This window comes from Actinacidiphila glaucinigra (assembly GCF_900188405.1).
GTDB classification, from domain to species: Bacteria; Actinomycetota; Actinomycetes; order Streptomycetales; family Streptomycetaceae; genus Actinacidiphila; species Actinacidiphila glaucinigra.
In genome coordinates this window covers 384,807-403,358 of sequence record NZ_FZOF01000006.1, presented here as the reverse complement: position 1 = coordinate 403,358, position 18,552 = coordinate 384,807, and the positions used below count along the sequence as shown (strand labels likewise).

General features: G+C 72.4%; 19 protein-coding genes. 11 read left to right on the top strand and 8 right to left on the bottom strand.

Features of this window, described 5'->3' with window-relative positions; translation table 11 throughout:
* Positions 1-91: 91 nt before the first annotated feature.
* The 6 genes from CHF15_RS15465 (at position 92) to CHF15_RS15440 (ending at position 7,065) form a co-directional block, all read left to right on the top strand.
* Positions 92-1,147, top strand: a complete 1,056-nt coding sequence (locus tag CHF15_RS15465) for a BMP family lipoprotein (RefSeq protein ID WP_089224345.1) — start codon at positions 92-94, stop codon at positions 1,145-1,147.
* A gap of 257 nt (positions 1,148-1,404) precedes the next feature.
* Positions 1,405-2,955 (top strand): ABC transporter ATP-binding protein, encoded by a 1,551-nt coding sequence (locus CHF15_RS15460; RefSeq protein WP_179279803.1) that lies wholly within the window; start codon positions 1,405-1,407, stop codon positions 2,953-2,955.
* Positions 2,952-4,067, top strand: coding sequence for an ABC transporter permease (locus tag CHF15_RS15455; protein ID WP_089224343.1), 1,116 nt, complete (start codon positions 2,952-2,954; stop codon positions 4,065-4,067). The genes CHF15_RS15460 and CHF15_RS15455 overlap by 4 nt, the downstream gene beginning before the upstream one ends.
* Positions 4,064-5,353, top strand: a complete 1,290-nt coding sequence (locus tag CHF15_RS15450; protein WP_179279802.1) for an ABC transporter permease — start codon at positions 4,064-4,066, stop codon at positions 5,351-5,353. The genes CHF15_RS15455 and CHF15_RS15450 overlap by 4 nt, the downstream gene beginning before the upstream one ends.
* Positions 5,350-5,772 carry a cytidine deaminase gene (locus tag CHF15_RS15445; protein ID WP_089224342.1) on the top strand — a complete coding sequence of 141 codons (423 nt, stop codon included), beginning with the start codon at positions 5,350-5,352 and terminating at the stop codon, positions 5,770-5,772. Before CHF15_RS15450 ends, CHF15_RS15445 begins: the two co-directional genes overlap by 4 nt.
* A 15-nt stretch (positions 5,773-5,787) precedes the next feature.
* Positions 5,788-7,065: a thymidine phosphorylase gene (locus tag CHF15_RS15440; protein WP_089224341.1), complete on the top strand. Its 1,278-nt coding sequence runs from the start codon at positions 5,788-5,790 to the stop codon at positions 7,063-7,065.
* Between the two features lie 80 nt (positions 7,066-7,145).
* Here the strand turns inward: CHF15_RS15440 and CHF15_RS15435 are convergent, their stop codons facing one another.
* On the bottom strand, positions 7,146-8,432 hold the full coding sequence (locus CHF15_RS15435; protein WP_089224340.1) for an MFS transporter: 1,287 nt from the start codon (positions 8,430-8,432) through the stop codon (positions 7,146-7,148).
* Between the two features lie 63 nt (positions 8,433-8,495).
* Between CHF15_RS15435 and CHF15_RS15430 the strand changes: the two genes are divergently transcribed.
* Both CHF15_RS15430 and CHF15_RS15425 read left to right on the top strand, forming a co-directional pair.
* On the top strand, positions 8,496-9,476 hold the full coding sequence (locus CHF15_RS15430) for a LysR family transcriptional regulator (protein WP_378357161.1): 981 nt from the start codon (positions 8,496-8,498) through the stop codon (positions 9,474-9,476).
* Between the two features lie 71 nt (positions 9,477-9,547).
* Positions 9,548-10,384 carry an aminoglycoside phosphotransferase gene (locus tag CHF15_RS15425; protein ID WP_181449810.1) on the top strand — a complete coding sequence of 279 codons (837 nt, stop codon included), beginning with the start codon at positions 9,548-9,550 and terminating at the stop codon, positions 10,382-10,384.
* A 20-nt stretch (positions 10,385-10,404) separates the two neighbouring features.
* On the opposite strand, the gene CHF15_RS15420 is transcribed toward CHF15_RS15425, so the two are convergent.
* A complete protein-coding gene (locus tag CHF15_RS15420) occupies positions 10,405-11,190 on the bottom strand; it encodes an alpha/beta hydrolase (RefSeq protein ID WP_089224338.1) in 786 nt (261 codons plus the stop codon).
* A gap of 101 nt (positions 11,191-11,291) precedes the next feature.
* Here CHF15_RS15420 and CHF15_RS15415 point away from each other — a divergent pair, with 101 nt between their 5' ends.
* Together CHF15_RS15415 and CHF15_RS15410 are read left to right on the top strand one after the other, a co-directional pair.
* Complete coding sequence (locus CHF15_RS15415) at positions 11,292-12,485, top strand: adenosine deaminase (RefSeq protein ID WP_089224337.1); 1,194 nt, start codon at positions 11,292-11,294, stop codon at positions 12,483-12,485.
* Positions 12,486-12,650: 165 nt separating this feature from the next.
* Entirely contained in the window at positions 12,651-12,980 is a 330-nt protein-coding gene (locus CHF15_RS15410) for a hypothetical protein (RefSeq protein ID WP_089224336.1), read from the top strand.
* A 78-nt stretch (positions 12,981-13,058) separates the two neighbouring features.
* Here the strand turns inward: CHF15_RS15410 and CHF15_RS15405 are convergent, their stop codons facing one another.
* From CHF15_RS15405 to CHF15_RS15385, 5 genes are all read right to left on the bottom strand, one after another.
* Complete coding sequence (locus tag CHF15_RS15405) at positions 13,059-13,259, bottom strand: PspC domain-containing protein (RefSeq protein WP_089224335.1); 201 nt, start codon at positions 13,257-13,259, stop codon at positions 13,059-13,061.
* 84 nt (positions 13,260-13,343) lie between these two features.
* On the bottom strand, positions 13,344-13,832 hold the full coding sequence (locus tag CHF15_RS15400; protein WP_089224334.1) for a VanZ family protein: 489 nt from the start codon (positions 13,830-13,832) through the stop codon (positions 13,344-13,346).
* A 53-nt stretch (positions 13,833-13,885) separates the two neighbouring features.
* Complete coding sequence (locus CHF15_RS15395; RefSeq protein ID WP_179279801.1) at positions 13,886-14,545, bottom strand: hypothetical protein; 660 nt, start codon at positions 14,543-14,545, stop codon at positions 13,886-13,888.
* Positions 14,542-16,095, bottom strand: coding sequence for a sensor histidine kinase (locus CHF15_RS15390; protein ID WP_375822085.1), 1,554 nt, complete (start codon positions 16,093-16,095; stop codon positions 14,542-14,544). The genes CHF15_RS15395 and CHF15_RS15390 overlap by 4 nt, the downstream gene beginning before the upstream one ends.
* The gene (locus CHF15_RS15385) at positions 16,092-16,769 is read right to left on the bottom strand and encodes a response regulator transcription factor (RefSeq protein ID WP_179279800.1); all 678 of its coding nucleotides are present in this window, start codon (positions 16,767-16,769) and stop codon (positions 16,092-16,094) included. The genes CHF15_RS15390 and CHF15_RS15385 overlap by 4 nt, the downstream gene beginning before the upstream one ends.
* Before the next feature lie 187 nt (positions 16,770-16,956).
* Between CHF15_RS15385 and CHF15_RS15380 the strand changes: the two genes are divergently transcribed.
* Positions 16,957-17,733, top strand: coding sequence for a SigE family RNA polymerase sigma factor (locus CHF15_RS15380; RefSeq protein WP_089224332.1), 777 nt, complete (start codon positions 16,957-16,959; stop codon positions 17,731-17,733).
* A gap of 149 nt (positions 17,734-17,882) precedes the next feature.
* Here the strand turns inward: CHF15_RS15380 and CHF15_RS15375 are convergent, their stop codons facing one another.
* On the bottom strand, positions 17,883-18,506 hold the full coding sequence (locus CHF15_RS15375; protein ID WP_245938837.1) for a uridine kinase family protein: 624 nt from the start codon (positions 18,504-18,506) through the stop codon (positions 17,883-17,885).
* Between the last annotated feature and the right edge of the window lie 46 nt (positions 18,507-18,552).

The window sequence follows — 18,552 nt, the reverse complement described above, 5'->3', positions numbered from 1 at the left end:
CGGCCAACCCCCCTTTACCTGACATCTACGCGCGTTAAGCTCCGGTTAAGCCAGCGCCGGACGGGGCGCTCAGAGTTGAAGGGGTACCCTCTTGCGCCGGGTAACCAAGATCGCCGCCGCGGGTATAGCCTCCGCGGCTCTCGCGCTCACTGCGACCGCTTGCGGCAGCAGCTCCAAGGACAGTGACACCACCAGCGGCAGCAGCGACAGCAGCAAGCTGAAGGTCGGCGTCGCCTACGACGTGGGTGGCCGTGGTGACCACTCGTTCAACGACTCCGCCGCCGCGGGCCTGGACAAGGCGAAGGCCGACTTCGGCGTCGAGGTGAAGGAGCTGACCGCCAAGACCTCGGACACCGAGGCCGACCGCGAGCAGCGCCTGGAGGACCTGGCCGACGCGGGTTACAACCCGGTCATCGGTGTCGGCTTCGCGTACGCCGAGTCCATCACGGCCGCGGCCAAGAAGTACCCCAAGACGACCTTCGCGATCGTCGACTCGGTCGTCGACGCCAAGAACGTCGACAGCATCGTCTTCACCGAGGAGCAGAGCTCCTACCTCGCCGGTGTCGCCGCCGCGCTGAAGACCAAGGACAACAAGGTCGGCTTCATCGGTGGCGTGGACATCCCGCTGATCAACAAGTTCGAGGCCGGTTTCCGCCAGGGCGTGGCGGAGACCAACCCGAAGATCAAGGTCACCACCCAGTACCTGACCCCCGGCTCGGACCTCTCCGGCTTCTCCGACCCCGCCAAGGGCAAGGCCGCCGCGCAGGGCATGCTGGACAACGGCATCGACGTGATCTACTCGGCCGCCGGCTCCTCCGGCAACGGCGCCATCGAGGCCGTCGCCGGCAAGTCCGGCGCCTGGGCGATCGGTGTCGACTCCGACCAGCACGAGCAGCCGGGTCTGGCCAAGTACAAGGACTCGATCCTGACCTCCGCGCTGAAGAACGTGAACGTCGCGGTCTACGACGCGGTCAAGTCGGTCAAGGACGGTGCCCCGCTGACCGGCACCCACGCCTACGACCTGGCCAAGGACGGTGTCGGCCTGTCCACCAGCGGTGGCTTCATCGACGACATCAAGTCCCAGCTGGACGAGGCCAAGAGCAAGATCGTGAGCGGCGACATCAAGGTCAAGACGACCGTCAAGTGACGTCCGGTCTCTCATGAGCGCCGGGCGCGAGGCTCGGGAGGGGACAGCCCAGGCTCCCCCCTTCCCGGGCCTCGCGCCTGCGTTCAGCCGGGTGTCGCGCACGCGGTATCCGTTGTGACTCATCCCCTTATGGATCTGGCAACGCTACGCGTGTAGAAGACCCTCCTCGCGATACGTTCGCCACACCCCGCCCACCCCGCTCTTTTCCGCGAGGAGAGTGCGCCATCGACGCGTCCAGCCCCCCCAGCCAGAATGCCGTGGAGCTCCGCGGCATCACCAAGCGATTCCCAGGCGTCGTGGCCAACCACGACATCGACATCACGGTTCGCCGTGGCACGGTGCACGCCCTCGTGGGCGAGAACGGCGCCGGCAAGTCGACGCTGATGAAGATCCTCTACGGCATGCAGAAGCCGGACGAGGGCACCATCACCATCGACGGCGAGCAGGTCGCCTTCCACGACCCGGGCGACGCCATCGCCCGCGGCATCGGCATGGTGCACCAGCACTTCATGCTCGCCGACAACCTCACCGTCCTCGAGAACGTCGTCCTCGGCAGCGAGAAGCTGTACGGCATCGGCGGCAGGGCCAGGGCGAAGATCAACGAGATCTCGGACGCCTACGGCCTCGGGGTGCGCCCGGACGTCCTGGTGGAGGACCTCGGTGTCGCCGACCGTCAGCGCGTCGAGATCCTGAAGGTCCTCTTCCGCGGCGCCCGTACGCTGATCCTCGACGAGCCGACCGCGGTCCTCGTCCCGCAGGAGGTCGACGCGCTCTTCGACAACCTGCGCGAGCTCAAGGCCGAGGGCCTGACGGTCATCTTCATCTCCCACAAGCTGGGCGAGGTGCTCTCCGTCGCCGACGAGATCACCGTCATCCGCCGGGGCACCACGGTCGGATCCGCCGACCCGGCGACCACGACCCCCAAGCAGCTCGCGGAGCTGATGGTCGGCAGCGAGCTGCCGTCCCCCGAGACCCGCGAGTCCACGGTCACCGACGTCCCGATGCTGACCGTCGACGGTCTGCACCTGTCGGAGACCGACCTGGAGGGCATCGAGCGCGTCGTCCTGGACCGGATCTCCTTCACCATCCACAAGGGCGAGGTCCTCGGCATCGCGGGTGTCGAGGGCAACGGCCAGGCGGAACTCGTCGAGGCGATCATGGGCATCCTGCCGCCCGACGCGGGCCGGATCGGCCTGGACGGCGACGAGATCACCCAGCTCCCGACGCGCAGGCGCCGCGAGGGCGGCATCGGCTACATCCCCGAGGACCGGCACCGGCACGGCCTGCTGCTGGAGGCCCCGCTCTGGGAGAACCGCATCCTGGGCCACGTCACCGAGCGCCCCAACAGCAAGGGCGGCTTCCTCGACCCGGCCGCGGCCCGCCGCGACACCGAGCGGATCGTGCGCGAGTACGACGTCCGCACCCCCGGCATCGAGGTGACCGCCGCGTCCCTGTCCGGCGGCAACCAGCAGAAGCTGATCGTCGGCCGTGAGATGAGCCACCGGCCCAAGTTGCTGATCGCCGCGCACCCCACCCGGGGCGTGGACGTCGGCGCCCAGGCCCAGATCTGGGACCAGATCCGCGAGGCCCGGCGCGAGGGCCTGGCCGTGCTGCTGATCTCCGCCGACCTGGACGAGCTGATCGGCCTGTCCGACACCCTGCGCGTCATGTACCGCGGCCGCCTGGTCGCCGACGCCGACCCCGCCACCATCACCCCGGAGGAGCTGGGCTCCGCGATGACCGGCGCGGCCGCCGGCCATCTCGAGCACGAGGACGGCGACACCGGCCACGGGGGAGAGGACCGATGAAGAAGATCGACAAGGAGCGGGTGCTCCTCGCCATCGCCGCCCCCGTGCTGGCGCTCGTGGCCGCGTTCGTGATCACGGCGCTGGTGCTGCTCGCCACGGGCAAGGAGCCGTTCGGCGCCTTCGGGACGATGTTCGACTACGGCTTCAAGAGCGACAGCCAGGTCGAGATCATCAACAAGGCGACCACGTACTACATCGCGGGCATCGCGGTCGCCGTCGGCTTCCGCATGAACCTGTTCAACATCGGTGTCGAGGGCCAGTACCGCCTGGGCGCCTTCTTCGCCGCGGCCGTCGGCGGCGCGGTGTCGCTGCCGGGCTTCCTGCAGATCCCGCTGATCATCGTGGTCGCCATGACCGTCGGCGCCATGTGGGCCGGTATCGCGGGTGTGCTGAAGACCTCGCGCGGGGTCAGCGAGGTCATCGCGACGATCATGCTGAACGCCATCGCCCTGTCCATCGTCGGCTACCTGCTCAAGGACGGCCGGCTCGGGCACCTCGACGAGGCGGGCACCTCGGTGTCGACCACGCCGCTGCCCTCCTCCGGTCACCTGTTCAACTTCGACATGGGCGAGGACGTCGGCCAGATCTACGGCTTCGTCGTGCTCGCCGTGATCATCGGCGTCGGCTACTGGTTCGTGCTGGGCCGCACCCGCTTCGGCTTCGACCTGCGCAGCGTCGGCCTGTCCGAGAGCGCCGCCACCGCCAGCGGCGTCAGCGTCAAGCGCATGGTCGTCACCAGCATGCTGATCTCCGGCGGCCTGGCCGGCCTCACCGGCCTGCCGCTGCTGCTGAACGACACCCACGCCTACGGCGCCGACCTCTTCCCGGCCGGCATCGGCTTCACCGGCATCTCGGTGGCCCTGCTCGGCCGCAACAACCCGGTCGGCGTCGCGCTGGCCGCGCTGCTGTGGGGCTTCCTGGAGCGCGGCTCGGGCCGCCTGGAGTTCGAGGGCTACGACAAGGAGATCGTCGGCGTGATGCAGGGCGTCATCGTCCTGAGCGTCGTCATCGCCTACGAGGTGGTCCGGCGCTACGGCCTCAAGCGCCAGCAGCAGAAGGTCGGCGAGGAGCTCGCCGCCCAGGCCCGCACCAAGAAGGAGGTGACGGCGTGACCGCCACGATGACCCAGACCCCGCCGCCCGCGGCTCCCAAGGCCGCAGGGGCCAAGGGCCGCAAGGGCCGCCTCTCCTTCCCGGTGATCCTGCTGATCATCGCCGCCGCGATCGCGCTGGTGTCGGTGGTGCGGATCATCACCGGCCAGGACCAGCTCACCGCCCAGGGCCAGATCACCGCCGCGCTCGGCCTCGCCGTGCCGATCGGCCTGGCCGGTCTGGCCGGCCTGTGGTCCGAGCGGTCCGGCGTGGTCAACATCGGCCTCGAGGGCATGATGATCCTCGGCACCTTCTTCGGCGCCTGGGCCGGCTGGCAGACCAACCCGTGGATCGGCGTGCTCGCCGGTGTCGTCGGCGGTGCGCTCGGCGGCCTGATCCACGCCGTCGCCACCGTCACCTTCGGTGTCGACCACATCATCTCCGGTGTGGCCATCAACATCCTGGCGCTCGGTGCCACCCAGTACCTCGCCAAGCTGTGGTTCTCCACCGGCGACGCGGCCACCAAGGGCGGCAACCCCAAGCAGTCCCCGCCGGTCGACTCCCTTCCGTCGTTCGACATCCCCGGGCTGTCCGACGGGCTGTCGAGCATCGAGAAGCACGGCTGGTTCTTCGTCTCCGACCTCGCCGGCATCCTCGGCGGCCTGGTCACCGACGTGTCCGCGCTGACGCTCGTCGCGGTGGTGCTCTTCGTCGGCAGCTTCTTCCTGCTGTGGCGCAGCCCGTTCGGCCTTCGGCTGCGCTCCTGCGGCGAGAACCCGGTCGCGGCCGAGTCGCTCGGCGTCAACGTGTACCTGTACAAGTACATCGCCGTGATCGCCTCCGGCGGTCTCGCCGGCCTCGGCGGCGCCTTCCTGGCGATGGTGCCCACGCACATCTACCTCGAGGGCCAGACCGGCGGCCGCGGCTACATCGGCCTCGCCGCGATGATCTTCGGCAACTGGCGCGTCGGCGGCCTCGCCACCGGCGCCGGCCTCTTCGGCTACTCCGACGCGCTCCAGCTGCGCAACGGCGGCCCGACGGTGCACGCGCTGCTGCTGCTCCTGGTGGTCCTGCTGGTGCTGCTGGCGGCCTGGAAGCTGTGGAAGCGGAGCTTCTGGCAGGGCGGCGTCAGCCTCGCCGTCGGCGCGCTGGTGCTGGCCTGGTACCTGCTCACCGACGAGGTGCCCGGCGAGTTCGTGGGCGCGACCCCGTACGTCGTCACCCTGCTGGTGCTCTCCCTGTCGGCACAACGTCTGCGGATGCCCAAGGCTGACGGTATGAGGTACCGGAAGGGCCAGGGCAAGTGAGCGACACCGCGGGCCGGGTCGGCGTCGACGACGTCGACTGGGAAGGCCTGCGGGCGCAGGCCCGGGACGCCATGTCCCGGGCCTACGTCCCGTACTCCCACTTCCCCGTCGGCGCCGCCGCGCTGGTGGACGACGGGCGCGTCATCTCGGCGTGCAACGTGGAGAACGCCAGCTACGGCCTCGGCCTGTGCGCCGAGTGCGGCCTGGTGTCGACCCTGCACGCCACCGGAGGCGGCCGGCTCGTCGCCTTCACCTGCGTCGACCGCAAGGGCGACCAGCTGATGCCGTGCGGCCGCTGCCGTCAGCTGCTGTGGGAGCACGGCGGCCCCGAACTGCTGGTGGAGATGTCCGACGGCATCCGCACGATGCGCGAGGTCCTCCCCGACGCGTTCGGCCCGGACGACCTGATCAATCGCTAAGAAGGTACGTGAATCATGGACGCGATTTCCGTCATCCGCACCAAGCGCGACGGCGGCCGCCTCGGCGACGACCAGATCGACTGGGTGATCGACGCCTACACCAAGGGCGAGGTCGCCGACGAGCAGATGTCCGCGCTCGCGATGGCGATCCTGCTCAACGGCATGGACCGGGCCGAGATCGCGCGCTGGACGGCCGCGATGATCGCCAGCGGCGAGCGCATGGACTTCTCCTCGCTGCCCCGCCCGACCGCCGACAAGCACTCCACCGGTGGCGTCGGGGACAAGATCACGCTGCCGCTCGCGCCCCTGGTCGCGGCCTGCGGCGCGGCCGTCCCCCAGCTGTCCGGCCGCGGCCTCGGCCACACCGGCGGCACCCTGGACAAGCTGGAGTCCATCCCGGGCTGGCGGGCGCTGCTGTCGAACGAGGAGATGCTGCGGGTCCTGGGTGACAGCGGCGCCGTCATCTGCGCCGCGGGCGACGGCCTCGCCCCCGCCGACAAGAAGCTCTACGCGCTGCGCGACGTCACCGGCACCGTCGAGGCGATCCCGCTGATCGCCTCCTCGATCATGTCCAAGAAGATCGCCGAGGGAACGGGCTCGCTCGTCCTGGACGTCAAGGTCGGCTCCGGCGCCTTCATGAAGAACCTGGAGCAGGCGCGGGAACTGGCCTCCACGATGGTGGGCCTGGGCACCGACCACGGTGTGCGGACGGTGGCGCTGCTCACCGGCATGTCCACCCCGCTGGGCCTGACCGCGGGCAACGCGCTGGAGGTCCGGGAGTCCGTCGAGGTGCTGGCGGGCGGCGGCCCGGCCGACGTGGTCGAGCTGACCCTCGCCCTGGCGCGCGAGATGCTCGACGCGGCGGGCCTGAAGGACGCCGACCCGGCCAAGGCGCTCGCCGACGGCTCCGCCATGGACGTGTGGCGCCGCATGATCTCCGCCCAGGGCGGTGACCCGGACGCGGAGCTGCCCGTCGCGCGCGAGCGCCACGTCGTCACGGCCGAGCGTTCCGGTGTGCTGACCGGTCTGGACGCCTACGCCGTCGGTGTCGCCGCCTGGCGCCTCGGCGCCGGCCGGGCGCGCAAGGAGGACCCGGTGCAGGCCGGCGCGGGCGTCGAGCTGCACGCCAAGCCGGGTGCCGCGGTCGCCCAGGGCCAGCCGCTGCTCACCCTGCACACCGACACCCCGGAGAAGTTCGGCTGGGCGCTGGAGGCCCTCACCGGGGGCGTCGAGATCTCCCCGGCGGGCACGGCGTTCACGGCGGACCCGATCGTGCTGGACCGCATCGCCTGAGCGGGGCCGCCCCGCGACACGGAACGGGACCGGTGGACTTCCACCGGTCCCGTTCGCGTTCCGCTCCGTCAGGCCGTCCGTCAGGCCGTCCGTCCCGCCGGAACGGTGAGCCGCCGGTCCGCGACCGCGCGCCGGGTCGCGTGCAGGGTGATCCCCGCGACGCCCAGGACGGCGGCCAGGCACAGGGCGACCGTGCCGTCCCAGCCGGCGGAGTGGAAGGCGGAGGCGCCGAGGGTGCCGCCGACGCTGTTGCCGATGTAGTACGCGGTCAGATACAGCGCGGAGGCCTGGGCGCGGCCGGTGGTGGCGGTCCGGCTGACCGCCCCGGAGGCGATGGAGTGGCCGGTGAAGAAGCCGGCCGTGATCAGGACCAGGCCGGTCAGCACGGCGGCCAGGGAGTCCGCGAGGGTGAGCAGCAGCCCGCCGGCGGCCAGCACCACGGCGACGTACAGGGCACCGCGCCGCCCGAGCCGGCCGTGCAGGACGCCGGAGGCCGCGGAGGCGCCGGTGCCGACCAGGTAGACCAGGAAGACGAGGCCGATCGCGGTCTGCGACAGGCCGAAGGGCCCGGCGGCGAGCCGGTAGCCCAGCACGTTGTAGACGGCGCCGAAGACCGCCATGAACAGCAGCCCGATCAGGTAGAGCCGGCGCAGCAGCGGGGTGCCCAGGTGACCGGTGACCGTGCGCCACAGGGCGACGGGACTGACCGGGCCGGGACGGAAGTTGCGGGCGGTGGGGATCAGCAGGCGGAAGGCGACGGCGCACAGCACGGCCATCACGCCGGCGGCGAACAGCGAGGCGCGCCAGCCGAAGGCCTGCGCGACGGCGCCGGTCAGGACCCGGGAACTCATGCCGCCGATGCTGTTGCCCGCGACATAGAGGCCGATCGCGGAGGCGACCGCCTTGGGGTGGATCTCCTCGCCGAGGTACGCCATCGCGGTCGCCGGGAGCCCGGCGAGGGCCACGCCCTGCGCGGCGCGCAGCACGACCAGGGTGGTCAGGTCCGGCGCGAACGGGATGACCAGGGCCAGCGCCGAGGCACTGAAGACCGACGCCGTCATCACGGCCGTGCGCCCGTACTTCTCGCTGAGCGCGCTCACCGGCAGCAGGGACAGCGCCAGCGCGGCGGTGGTGGCCGAGACGGTGAGGCTCGCCTGGGCCGGGCTGAGGGACAGCCCCGTGGACAGCACCGGCAGCAGCGCCTGCGTCGAGTAGAGCAGGGCGAAGGTGGCGAGACCCGCGGCGAACAGGGCCAGGATGGCGCGGCGGTAGCCGGGCTCACCCGGCCGGAGCGTGGCGGCTGAGGAGGCGGAGGCGGCGGCGCCCGGCCGTGTCACGGTGGACGCCCCTGTATCGGCGGGAGACATGCCTTCACGCTAGGCGGGGCCCGTTTCATGCGTCCAATGCACACAGTGGCCATAATCGTTCCCATGGTGCATGAAGCGAGGTCAGCCCGATCGCCGTCGCCGCCCCGTGACGCAGCAGACATGCGCGCGGAGCTGGACAGCGCGTCCTGGGCGGCGGTGCTGGCACCCCGGCTCGCCCAGTTCGCCGCCGTGGCGCGGCACGAGCACGTCACCCGCGCGGCGCGCGAGCTGGGGGTGCCCCAGTCCACGCTCAGCCGGGCCATGGTCCGGCTCGAACTCGACCTGGGCGTCACGCTCTTCGCCCGTCAGGGCCGTACGGTCTCGCTCACCCCCGCGGGCCACGGCTTCCTCGCCTCCGTGGAGCGGGCGCTGGGCGAGGTGGAGCGCTCGGCCGAGTCCGTGCGCGCCGACGCCGACCCGCAGTCGGGACGGGTCGCCTTCGGCTTCCTCCACACGCTCGGCCCGGAGACCGTACCGGCCCTGCTGCGGGCCTTCCGCGCCGACCACCCGCGGATCCGCTTCCAGCTCGTGCAGAACTACGGCGAGGCGATGCTCGCCGGGCTGCGCGCGGGCGAGCTGGACCTCTGCCTGACCTCACCGGTGCCGGACGCGCCCGACCTGGTCGTCCGGCGCCTGGACGAGCAGCGGCTGCGGCTGGTCGTCCCCGCCGACCACCGGCTCGCCTCCCGCCGCCGGGTGCGCCTGGCGGAGGCGTCCGGGGAGCTGTTCGTCAGCCTGGAGGCGGGATACGGGCTGCGGCGCATCACCGACGCCCTGTGCGCGGAGGCGGGCTTCACCCCCCGGGTGGGCTTCGAGGGCGAGGAGGCCGAGACCCTGCGCGGTCTGGTCGCCGCCGGGCTGGGGGTGGCCCTGCTGCCGCCCCCGCTCGTGCCGCGCCCCGGTGTCGTGGAGCTGACCGTCACCGCCCCGCGCGCGGTCCGGGAGATCGGAGTGGCCTGGCTCGGCGGTCACGCCGACACGGCCCCCGTCGCCGCGTTCAAGAAGTTCCTGCTCGGCAGGCGCGGGCAGCTCCTCCCCGACTGACGGCACCGCCCGCGCCGGCCGGCCAGGAACCCGGATGCGCCGGGTGCCGCCGGTCCCGGAGGATACGGGGCATGCCCCGTGCCACCGACGCGGTCCCGCCGCCCCCGCGTGTCCTCAAGGCCTTCGGGCTGTCCGGACGGCCCGAGCCGCTCGCAGGAGGCCAAGGGCACAGCGTCCGGGTGGCCGGCGCGGTGCTGAAGCCGGGCGCCGACGCGGCGGAGACCGAATGGGCCGCGGGGCTGATGGAACGTCTGCGGGGGCGCCGGGGCTTCCGGGTGCCGCGGTTCCTGCGCTCCGCGGACGGCGGCCACGTCGTCGAAGGCTGGGCGGCGACCGAGTTCCTGCCGGGGGAGCCCGGCCCCGCCGGAAGATGGGCTGCCCTGCTGGCCGCGGGAAGGGCCTTCCACGAGGCCCTGCGCGATGTGCCGCGTCCCGCTCACCTGGACACGCGGCGGCATCCGTGGGCGGTGGCCGATCGCCTCGCCTGGGGAGAGGCGACGGCGCGGATGCCGGCGGACGTCCGGAGGCCGCTCGCCCGGCTGGAGCGGCTCCGCGCACCGGTCGACGCACCGGCCCGGCTCATCCATGGCGACCTGACGGGGAACGTCCTTTTCGCGGCCGGCCGGGACCCCGCGGTCATCGACTTCTCCCCGTACTGGCGACCCGTCGCGTACGCCGACGCGATCGTGGCGGTCGACGGCCTCCTCCACCACGGCGCCCCGCACGACCTGGTGGACTCGGCCGTCCCCGGCGCCGAGGGCGCGCAGTTGCTCCTGCGCGCCCTGATGTTCCGCCTGGCCGCGTCGGTCCTCCTGGCCGGTCCCGGCGCCGCCCTGCCCGAGGACGAGGCGGCCGGGTTCACCCGGGTCGCCGACCTCGTCGAACGGAGGGTGGGCGGCCGGCGGTGAGCCCGGGGCCGCCGGACGGCTCAGCGCAGTTGGGGGGAGCGGCCGAAACCGGAGGCCAGGGGCATGCGCAGGCCGAGCGGGGGAGGGGCGGCCAGCGCGTCGGCGACCGGGCGGGCGAAGGACCGCCCCAGCAGGGTGCCGAGGACGAAGTCAGACGTCAGCGAGGCGACTTCGGCCCGGTGGTCGTGGAGCAGGTGGCCGTCGGTGTGCACCTCGAACCGGCACACGTCCCGGTTGACCTTCTTCACCCGCTCGGCCAGCCGGTAGGAGAGGTCGGGGTGGGTGGAGCCGTCGTTCGTGCCGTGCACGATCAGGACGTGGCGGCCTATCAGCTGCTTCACCGGATCGGGCTCGGGCGTGTCCGGCAGCCACGGGGCTATGGCGACGGCGGAGTTGACGGCCGGGTGGCCCGCCGCCCGCAGCGCGGCGCGGCCGCCCATGTCCATGCCGACCAGCGACACCGGTACGTCGCCGTAGCGGCGGACGACCTCGTCGACCGCCCACTGCGCGTCCTCGGCGGGGTGGGCGTGACCGCCGTTCCAGCCGCGGAACCGGTAGTGCACGACGTGCACGGCCAGGCCCTCGCCACGCCCCGCCGTCCGCACCAGCCGACGTGCCAGCGGCACCATCGCCGCGGCGGCCACGGGGGAGCGCCGACGGGTGCTCAGCGCACTGCCGCCGGGCAGCAGCAGCACGGCGGCACGGACCGCCTCGTCGTCCGTATCCCGCCGGGCCGCCGGGTTCAGACCCGGTGTCACTCTCTTTCCCAACCGCGCACCACGCACCGGTAAAGCTTGCGAAGCCATGGCGTAACCATGGCAGACGGGAAGGTGTGCATGACCTGGCCAGGAGGTCAATATTCGGCATCATCCAAGAGTTCTACGCGCGTAGGGGGTATGTTTCGGAAATGACGAGCTCAAGCACGCTCCCCTTCCCCGCGGGCGCTGCGGGGGCCACCCCCACGCCCGAGCAGATCCGCCGCGCACCCAAGGTGCTGCTCCACGACCACCTCGACGGCGGCGTCCGCCCCGGGACCGTCGTCGACCTGGCCCGCGCGTCGGGATACGACGGCCTGCCGGAGACCGACCCGGACAAACTCGGCACCTGGTTCCGCGAGGCCGCCGACTCCGGCTCGCTGGAGCGCTACCTGGAGACCTTCTCGCACACGGTCGGCGTCATGCAGACCCGCGAGGCGCTCACCCGGGTCGCCGCCGAGTGCGCCGAGGACCTCGCCGCGGACGGCGTCGTCTACGCCGAGGTGCGCTACGCCCCCGAACTCCACGTCGAACGCGGGCTCTCCCTCGACGAGGTCGTGGAGGCCGTCAACGAGGGCTTCCGCGAGGGCGAACGGCGGGCCCGAGAGGCGGGCGGCCGGATCCGGGTGGGCGCCCTGCTCACCGCGATGCGGCACGCCGCCCGCTCGCAGGAGATCGCCGAACTCGCCATCCGGTACCGCGACCGGGGCGTCGTCGGCTTCGACATCGCGGGCGCCGAGGCCGGCTTCCCGCCCACCCGCCACCTCGACGCCTTCGAGTACCTCCAGCGGGAGAACTTCCACTTCACCATCCACGCTGGCGAGGCCTTCGGCCTGCCCTCCATCTGGCAGGCCCTGCAGTGGTGCGGCGCCGACCGGCTGGGCCACGGCGTGCGCATCATCGACGACATCGAGGTCGCGGAGGACGGCACGGTCTCCCTCGGGCGGCTGGCCAACTACGTGCGCGACAAGCGCATCCCCCTGGAGATGTGCCCCACCTCCAACCTGCAGACCGGCGCGGCCGCCTCGTACGCGGAGCACCCCATCGGACTGCTGCGCCGGCTGCACTTCCGGGTCACGGTGAACACCGACAACCGCCTGATGAGCGGTACGAGCATGAGCCGCGAGTTCGCCGAGCTGGTGGCCGCGTTCGGCTACACGCTCGACGACATGCAGTGGTTCACGGTCAACGCGATGAAGTCCGCCTTCATCCCTTTCGATGAACGTCTCGCGATGATCAATGACGTGATCAAGCCCGGATACTCGGAGCTGAAGGCCGAGTGGCTGTTCCGCCAGACGGCCGCCGCCACCGCCGTGGCCAGCGATTCCTCGCCGGAAGAGGGGTGAGGCCCGGGCCGTCCCGCCGTGCGGCGGCGGGCCGGCCCGGGCCCGGGGCGGCCGTTCGCGGTGCTTGCACCGCCCCGCGTTCCGTCGCTACGTTCCGAAATCCCGCGAACACCATCCGTGTGTGCCGCGGCGGACGCACCATCCCCCATCACGAGGATCGCAACCATGAAGACCGGAACCGTCAAGACTCTCGGTGCCGCCGCGCTGGGCGTGGCCTTCGTCGGGGCCGCCGCGGGCGTCGCCTCCGCAGCTCCCACGGACACCAACCTGGGCCTGCCGGACGCCTCGGCCCTGCCGGCCTCCGTGCCGGTCGCCAATGTCGCGAAGGCGGTCCCGGTCGGCGCCGTCACCAGCGGCCTGCCGAAGTCGACCAACCTCGTCCCCGGTGTGCAGAACGCCCCCCAGGGCGTGAGCACGCTGCTCGGCGGCCTCCCGGTCGGCGGCCAGCTGCCGCTGGGTCAGCTCCCGCTGCAGGGCCTGCCGATCGGCGGCTGAGCGCCACCCGGACGCACGGCGGACGGGCCGCGCCCCCTCGGGGTGCGGCCCGCCGGTGCTTCTCCGGGGCCGGTGGCGTCACACCGCGGCCTTCGCGCTCCCCTCGTTCGGCAGCAGCAGCCACAGCGCGAGGTAGAGCAGGAACTGCGGCCCGGGCAGCAGGCACGACAGCAGGAAGATCACGCGCATCGTGGTGGCGGAGGTGCCGAACCGGTCTGCGAGCCCGGCGCAGACCCCGGCGATCATCCGGCCGTGACGGGGGCGGACCAGTGCGGACATGGCGGGTGCTCCTTCGGGAGTCCAGGCCGGTCTCTCCGGCCGATGACATCACCGTACGAGCGCATAACACCGCGAATCATCGCTCTACGGTGCGATCCCAACCCTGGGAATCCTCGGGGTCCGCCCCTGAGTCCCGGTCAGCCGGTCCTGCCGGCGGACGCTGCGCCGGTGCGCCCAGGCGCGCGCCGCGGGCACCACGGCGAGATGCGCCAGCGCGACCCCGGCCGTGTTGAGCAGCAGGGCGTCCACGTCGAAGATCTGCCCCGGCACCCCGGTCTGCACGAACTCCAGGGCGAGCGAGAACATCAGCCCCGCGAAGACCGTGCGTGCGAACGACCCCGTCGCCGACACCCGCACCCGGCCGCCGGCCATCGGCAGCAGCACGCCCAGCGGGGCCAGCAGCGCCATCCCCGAGGCGATCCGGCCGGCCGCCTCCGCGGGCCCCATGGCGAGGTCGGAGCGGATGGTGGCGAACGGACGGAGATTGGGGGCGTCCACCCAGGGCACGTACTGCGGACGCAGCATCAGCCACCCGACCAGAGCCAGATGCACCGCGGCGAGTACCAGGCCCACCGCGCGCACTTTCGGGAGAGAGCCGTCGCGCCGCACGCCTGGAAGGACGTCTGTCACTTCACGGCGGTTCCAGCGGTTTCCGCCGCCTCGGGGTCGGTGCGCAGGTCGCCGGTGCAGGTGAAGCGGCGCACCGGGGTGTCGTCGGAGCCGCCCAGGAGCACCCCGCCGCTGCCGGCGCCCGCGCCCGTACCGGCGAAGGTGCACACCAGCTGCGCGAGCGCGAACGGCGGCAGGTCGCCCAGCGGGGCGCTGAGCCGGAGCGATCCGCGGGGGTCGCCGCGGCGCGGTCCCTCCACCGCCAGGTCGCCCTGCACGGCCGTGGTGAAGCCGGCCGACGACTCGCCGCCGCGCGGCTTGCGCTGCAGCTCGCGCAGGAGCAGCACGGCCACGCCCAGCTGGTCCAGGCCCTCGGTCCGCACGGAGCGGTTCACCCCGGCCACCTGGGCGCTGCACACCAGGTACACCCGGGCGGTCAGCCCGCGGGGCGACGCGGAGGCCGTCGCCGTGGCGCTCGCCTCCTCGTCCGGCACCGCGCAGGAGACGCGGGAGGGCGCAGGTCCGGCGTCCACCGGCACCGAGGTGGTGCGGATGCCGCAGCCGGCCAGCAGGACCACGCCGAGCAGGGCGAGGAGCGGGGCGCGCCGGCGACGGGCGGCGCCCGCGGACGGCAGACCCTGGGCGTCCGGGGCGGTGCCCCGGGACGGCTGCGTCACGTGCCCTCGTTTCCTTCCTCGGTCTCCGCCGCCTGGCCCGCCCCGGTGCGCATCGGCAGCCGCAGCGTGAACACCGCCCCGCCGGCGGGGTCGTTGGCCGCGGCGATCTCTCCGCCGTGGATGTGCGCGTTCTCCAGGGCGATGGACAGGCCCAGGCCGCTCCCCTCGGAACGGGCGCGGGAGGCGTCCGCCTTGAAGAACCGGTCGAAGACGTGCGGCAGCACGTCCTCCGGGATGCCGGGGCCGTTGTCGGCGACCTCGACGACGAGCTCGTCCCCGTCCTGCCTGACCTTGACCCGGACCGGCGAGCCGCCGTGCTTGAGGGCGTTGCCGATCAGGTTGGCGAGGATCACGTCCATGCGGCGCGGGTCGAGCAGCGCGATGATGCCGCGCGGCGCGTCCAGTTCCACCGCGTCGAGCCAGGCGCGGGCGTCGATGCAGGCGGTGACCAGGTCGGAGACGTCGACGTCGTCCATGACCAGGCGCGCGGTGCCCGCGTCGAAGCGGGTGACCTCCATCAGGTTCTCCACCAGCTCGCCCAGCCGCTTGGTCTCGCTCACCACCAGCCGTACCGCCGGGGCGATCATCGGGTCGAGGGAGTCCGCCTCGTCCTCCAGTACCTCGGTGACGGCGGTGATCGCGGTCAGCGGGGTGCGCAGCTCGTGCGACATGTCGGCGACGAAGCGGCGGCTGGCCGCCTCGCGCTGGCTGAGCTCGTCGACCCGCATCTCCAGCCGCTCCGCGGTGCGGTTGAACGTCCGTGACAACTCGGCGAGTTCGTCGGTGCCGGTGACCCGCAGCCGGGTGTCGAGCTTGCCCTCGCCGAGCCTCCTGGCGGCGTCCCCGAGGCGAGCCACGGGCCGCAGCACGGTGGAGGCCGCGGCCTGGGCGAGCAGGGCCGCGCCGATCAGGGCGAGGGCGGTGGCGATGCCGAGCGACCAGGCCAGCGAGTTGAGGTCCTTGCGCTCGGCCTCCAGCGACTTGAACATGTAGCCGGTCGGCCCGCCGCCGATCACCTTGGCCCCGCCCACCAGATACGGCTGGCCGTTGCGGGTGACCCGCTGCCAGTACAGGTGGTACTCGGCGGGGTCGCCCGTCTTGGGGTTGCGCTTGCTGACGGCCTTGCGCAGCGTCGAGGGGACGGCGTCCAGCGAGAAGCCGTCGCTCAGCGACTTGGTCGCGCAGCGCTCGCCGTCCGGGCCGGTGCCGATCAGCAGCACCTGGTAGGTCTGGGTGCTGGCGCCGATGCTGCGCGCGGCGTCGGCCAGTTTGTCGCAGGACGGATACCGCGGCAGGGAGCCCGCGTTGCGGGTCATCGAGGCGCGGAAGTCGTTGAGGGCGGCGTTCTGGGCGCGCGTCAGCACCGCGTCGCGGTTGAGCCAGTACGCGATGCCGGAGGCGGAGACGGCGGCCGCCAGCGCCACGGCGGCGAAGACGGCGACCAGGCGCAGCCGGAGGCTGGTGAGCCGCAGCAGCCGTGACCTCCAGCCGCTCAGCCGCCGGTCCGTCCCGTCGTCGGCGGCCGGGTACTCGTCGTGCGGTGGATTCACGCCGGCGCGTCCAGGCGGTACCCGACACCCCGGACGGTACGGATCAGGGTCGGCGACGAGGGCACGTCCTCGATCTTGGCGCGCAGCCGCTGCACACAGGCGTCCACCAGACGCGAGTCGCCGAGGTAGTCGTGCTCCCACACCAGGCGCAGCAACTGCTGCCGGGACAGGGCCTGACCGGGGCGGCGGCTCAGCTCCAGCAGCAGCCGCAGCTCGGTCGGCGTGAGCTGCAGGTCCTCGCCGTTCTTCGTGACGGTCATCGCCGAGCGGTCGATGACGATGCTGCCGAAGGCGGCCGCGTCGGTGCTGTCCCGCTCGCCGCGGCGCAGCACGGCGCGGATGCGGGCGTCCAGTACACGCGGCTGGATGGGCTTGACGACGTAGTCGTCCGCCCCGGACTCCAGGCCCACGACGACGTCGATGTCGTCGCTGCGCGCGGTCAGCAGGATGATCGGCAGCTGGTCGGTGCGCCGGATGCGCCGGCACACCTCGAAGCCGTCGATACCCGGGAGCATCACGTCCAGCACGATCAGGTCCGGCCGCTGCTCGCGCAGCAGGTTCAGCCCGTCCTCGCCCGTCGCCGCGGCCACCACACGGTGGCCCTGGCGCGACAGGGCGAGTTCGAGGCTCGCTCGGATGGCGTCGTCGTCCTCGATCAGCAACAGGAAAGGCACGCTCGCATTCTCTCCCAAGAGGACCCGTGGAAGGTACCGCCGTGGTCTGTGACGGGGCTGTGACACTCGGCGGACAGCGCCATGAAACTGACGCGGCAGGCTATTGCCCATCGACGGGGACGCCACCGGGCGGCCCTCGCCGGACAGGTATGAAGACCAGACCGGCTCCACCCACGGGGGGCGCGAAATGAACGCACTGCACAGCACGACGACCACCGCAGTCCTTCAGCCGCGCCTGCACACCGCGGGCCGGGGCGTCGAGAAGTCCGGTGCCACGGGCGGGCGGGGGTGCGCTCGTGGCACCGGGCGTCAGGTGGTCCGCAACCGGCCGCCGTACATCACGGCGATCGAAGGGGGTCACGGGGGAGACGGGGGGCACGGGGGTGTCGCCTACGGGGAGGCCACGGGGGCCCGGGAGATCCCGGGGGAGCGGTGCTTCACGGCGGACGCGGACTTCACCGCCTACGTCCAGGAGCGCCGGGCCTCCCTGTACGCGACCGCCTACCACCTGACGGGCGACCGTTACGAGGCGGAGGACCTGCTGCAGAGCGCGCTGTTCTCCACCTACCGCGCCTGGGACCGGATCAGCGACAAGGCCGCGGTCGGCGGCTACCTGCGCCGGACCATGACCAACCTGCACATCAGCGCCTGGCGGCGCCGCAAGCTCAACGAGTACCCGACCGAGGAGCTGCCGGAGACGGCGGGCGAGACGGACGCGATGCGCGGCACCGAACTGCGGGCCGTGCTGTGGCAGGCGCTGGCCAAGCTCCCGGAGCCGCAGCGCACGATGCTGGTGCTCCGCTACTACGAGGGCCGCACCGACCCGGAGATCGCCGAGATCCTCGGCATCAGCGTCGGCACGGTGAAGAGCAGCATCTGGCGCTCCCTGCGCCGGCTGCGCGAGGACCAGACGCTCAGCGCGGGCGTCGACGAGGAGGCGGCGTTCGGCGAGCTGGTGGCCTGACGCCGGGGGGAACGGGGAACGGGGAAACGGGGGACCCACGGGGGGAACGGGGGAACCGGGGGAGGCAAGAGGGAGCGGTCGCGCCCAGCGGGGGGTCTGCGCGCACCGCTCCCTCACGCATGTCCTTACGGACCCGCGCGCCGTTTCGTTCAAACCCGGACGGCGATCGATGGAAAAGATGCACGACCGATCCGTTCCAGTGCCTCGTCCCGGTCGCACACATGCGCCCCGAGCTCCGCGTGCCGGGCGACGATGCCCCGCTCGGCGCGCATCAGGTTCCAGCCGCGGCGCAGCAGGAAGGGCAGCGACTTCCGCCCCTCGCGCAGGTCGCGGACGAAGCGGCGGCGAGCGGTGGTGACCGCGCCGCGGCTCAGGCACAGCGCGTCGGCGAGCAGGCCGAGTTCGGCGCAGCGCGCGACGATGTCGGCGGCGAAGATGCCCTCGGCGATGAAGAGCGGCGCCCCGTCGATGTCCACCTCCGCCCGTCCGGTCACGGAGCTGGTGGACAGCTCGTACACCGGGACGGCGGTCCGGCCCGTGGCGCACAGCTCAGCGACGGCGGCGACCGCCGCGTCGGTGTTCCAGGACAGCGGGGAGTCCCAGTCGGCGCCGATGCCGCTCGGCAGCATCGGGAGGGACGGGTCGTCACCCTCCTTGTAGAAGTCGTCCAGTCGCAGGACCGGGAGGCCGGTGCGGGCGGCGAGGGAGGACTTGCCGGACCCGGAGGGGCCGGTCAGCAGGATCACGCGGGCGGCGGGAGGGCGAGAGCTCACGGGACACCAGTGTGAGGCATTCCGTCTTTGGAGTGACCCGCCGGGA